Source organism: Glutamicibacter sp. BW77, assembly GCF_002332285.1.
In the GTDB taxonomy this organism is placed as follows: Bacteria; Actinomycetota; Actinomycetes; order Actinomycetales; family Micrococcaceae; genus Glutamicibacter; species Glutamicibacter bergerei.
On record NZ_NRGT01000038.1, the window covers coordinates 1 to 3,409 of the forward strand.

Below are 3,409 nucleotides of genomic sequence, written 5' to 3' on the forward strand. Positions count from 1 at the left end.
TCCCTGTTAACCGGCTAATCCACGTTTTATACCCTTGAATTCCCCCGGAAACTCTTGACTTTCCAAAGGATGAGGTCGATGCTCATGTGTCATGAACACCCAGCAAGAGTTGGTTTTGTTGTCTTCACACGGAGCATGGAACCTCCATGGGTCGGCAGCAGCGAGGTTCTCCCAGGCTAATGATTACCTCGGCTATCTGAGTGACCGCAACTACTCTCCAGCCACGACACGAGCCTACGGTTATGACCTGTTGGCGTTCTGCCGCTGGCTACACGAACAAAATCTGACTATCGAAGCAGTTGACACCAACACGCTGATCAACTATCTGAAGTTCTGCAAGCAATCATCCGTACCAGGACGTCCAGGCCCGAATGTAATGACTTTAGACGGTCAAAGAGCCGATGGATATGCACCTGCAACGGTGAATCGCCGGATGGCAGCAGTGTCCGGGCTGTTCACATTCTTGGCGATGCGGGATCCGTGTCTCCCCAATCCTATGCCGAAAGGTCAGGAGTCCCGTTGGGTATCTTCCGCCCAGCGTTCCGGGCTTCTGGGGCATCTGGCTACACCAGCTGCCAGGTCGCCGCTACGTGTTCGCGAACCCCGCCGGCTACCAAGATCCTTGGAATCTGACGAAGTCATTGCCCTGTTTCAAGGTCTGCGGACGTACCGGGATCGTGCCATGGCAGGGCTAATGCTCTATTGCGGGCTACGTGCTGGCGAGGTACTTGCCTTGCGGATACGCGATGTGGACATCGGTGGGCGGTGGCTACTAGTGCTGGGCAAAGGATCCAAGGAACGACGAGTTCCATTAGACGTGGACGTCGCCGGAGTCATCCAAACTTACCTGCTCGCTGAACGCCCGGAATCGGATGAGCAACGGCTATTTCTCGTTGCCAAAGGAGCCAACCGCGGCCTGCCCTTGACAGCAGCTGGCCTGCGTACGATCTTCCGGTACCACCGCGAAATTTCAGGGGTTCCTGACGGCCACCCACATGCATTGCGCCATACCTTCGGCAGTGCCTTAGCAGCTTCAGGGGTGGACCTGTCCATCATGAGAGAGCTCCTGGGGCATGCCCACGTGAACACGACCACCCGCTACATCCACCTTGTTCCTGCCCACGTGAAATCAGAATACGATGCCGCGATCAACCGCCAAAAACAATCACATTGAACCGCCTCTGGATCTCGTTGGCGCTTACCGCACCTACTTATCCTCCACTCACCGCGGGTCGGAACCGTATTTTTCAGCAGCAAGAACGTTCATGCTCCGATATCCAGACCCGGCGCAGTGGAGCCAAGAGCCGCTGGAGCGGCGGCTTGAGGCCAATAGCGGCACTAGAGCTTTCGTGCTTTATCTGATGGTCACCAAAAGGATCCGCGGGGACTTCCCGTATCTGCTTGAGCGGAAATTAGCCAACATCTTCGTTGAGGTCCAGGGAACTGATTACGAAGATGATCTCAGATTTTTCTCTGCTCAAGCCCGCAAGGTGGGGTTCAGCGAACGCGTCAGTGCGGCGATGACGACCAGCGTCATCGCTAAGATCCTGCTGCGGACTCAACAGCCACTTACACAGATCACGAGTGCTGATTTAGAGGAATTTGAAACTTGTTGCCGAGCCCGAGAAGCCCAGACCGGCATCTCAGCCCGTCCATTACTCGTGCTGAGTTCTTCAACCCGCCAGGTCTTGTTCCATGCACACCTGCTTGCCAATCCACCTCTGAGCAGGACCCAGCGGGTACCGCTCAAGGATAGGGTCGGCGCAGTGAACGGTCCCTTTGCACAGTTTCTTCTGCGGTATTTGGAACGTAAGGAAGTGACCTGCACTAGGAAAACGGTCAGTAGCCTGGCAACACGATTAGCGCATTTCGGGCAGTTCGTCACCGAAGCAGATCCATCATTAGCTTCACCGGCTGAGCTAACTCGTCGTTCTCATATTGAACCGTATCTGGTGTCTTTGCCTCGAAGCCCCAATACGAAGAGCTCCGGCACGCTTTCCGTAGCGGAACAATCACGACGGGTCAGGGCTGCCGGTAACTTCTTACGTGAAATTACCGAGTGGGGATGGCCCGAAGCTCCTCCACGGCAGTTGTTCTTCCGTTCTGATGTTCCTAGGCTTCCTCGGCCACTGCCACGTCATTTGCCCCCGGATGCCGACCGGCTCCTAGCCCAAGAGCTCCTGGCCTCGGACTATCGTCAGGCTGCCGATGCGCTGCTGCTTCAACGAGCGTGCGGGTTGCGCATTGGCGAGTTGCTGGACTTGGAACTGGACTGTGTTCATGAGATTCCCGAGGCAGGGACTTGGCTGAAGATTCCGCTGGGAAAGATGAAGACCGAGCGTATGGTTCCGCTGGACCCGGACACCCTGGCTTTGGTTGATCGCATCATCGCAGAACGTTCGCCGGGCCAGCCGTTGGCTCATCCACGCACGGGGAAGCCCGCCCAGTTCCTTTTCACTCATCACGGACGCCGGTTGGGAGAAAGCGCTGTTCGGCTCGAACTAAACCGAGCTGCGCAAGCCGCCGGCCTGGGAAAGATCACTCCTCACCAGCTTCGTCATACTTATGCGACTGCGTTGATCAATGCCGGGGTCACCCTCCAGTCCTTGATGGCTCTCTTGGGCCATGTCTCAGCGGAGATGAGCTTGCGTTATGCATCCTTATTCGATTCAACTGTCCGCACCGAATATGAGCGTGCTTTGGACTTGGCGAAGTCACGCATCGGATTACCTGACCTGAAAGAACACCGTTCGCTGCTTCCGTTGAGTGATGTTTCTGTTGGCTCTTGGCACGATACCGCGACGATCAAGTCACGGCTTGCTGGCGGGCATTGCCTGAGGTCCCCAGCCCAGCAGGCGTGCCAGTATGCGAATATATGCGAGCACTGTCCGAGCTTCCGCACTGAGGATTCGAATCTTCCAGTGCTTGAGGCACAGCGTAAGGACGCTCTGATTTTGGCGCAGGACGCAAAACGCCGAGGCTGGGACAGCGAGGTGCAACGGCATGAAGCATTGGTGACTCAATTGGATCTGCTCATCGAGAGGACACGCACGGCGTGAAGCGAAGCGAGTCTCAACGAGTTGTTGATAAGGCCCTGCTGACATTGCGAATGCAGGGACGTACGGTGACGTTTCGGGCGGTAGCTGAACTCGCTGGGCTTTCCCGTTCCACGCTCTATCGTTCTGCTGGGCTTCGTGAGCTGATCCAGGAGTGCCGAGAGGGATCCGCGCGGCTAGGTGGCCGTGCGATTTTGCTTGGATCTCCTGCTCGGGTTGACGTGTTCGGTTCGGGTTCTTGGAATCAGGGGAAGCCGCTCCTGCAGAGTGATGACCGGGCGTGCAACAGGGAGTGCAGAGAAAAATAGAATTAGCCGGATAAGGCGTAGCCTAGCTATTTTTTAGCCGGTTAA

The 3,409-nt window shown here is 56.3% G+C and carries 2 protein-coding genes; both read left to right on the top strand.

Annotated elements, in window-relative coordinates; all coding sequences use genetic code 11:
• The first annotated feature begins 91 nt into the window (after positions 1-91).
• Positions 92-1,174 carry a tyrosine-type recombinase/integrase gene (locus tag CIK74_RS04265; RefSeq protein ID WP_096254538.1) on the top strand — a complete coding sequence of 361 codons (1,083 nt, stop codon included), beginning with the start codon at positions 92-94 and terminating at the stop codon, positions 1,172-1,174.
• Positions 1,175-1,265: 91 nt separating this feature from the next.
• Entirely contained in the window at positions 1,266-3,059 is a 1,794-nt protein-coding gene (locus tag CIK74_RS04270) for a tyrosine-type recombinase/integrase (RefSeq protein ID WP_096254539.1), read from the top strand.
• Positions 3,060-3,409 lie beyond the last annotated feature (350 nt).

Coding starts and splice junctions, on each gene's coding strand:
- CIK74_RS04270 (WP_096254539.1), top strand. CDS start 1,266: ATGCTCCGATATCCAGACCCGGCGCAGTGGAGCCAAGAGCCGCTGGAG.
- CIK74_RS04265 (WP_096254538.1), top strand. CDS start 92: ATGAACACCCAGCAAGAGTTGGTTTTGTTGTCTTCACACGGAGCATGG.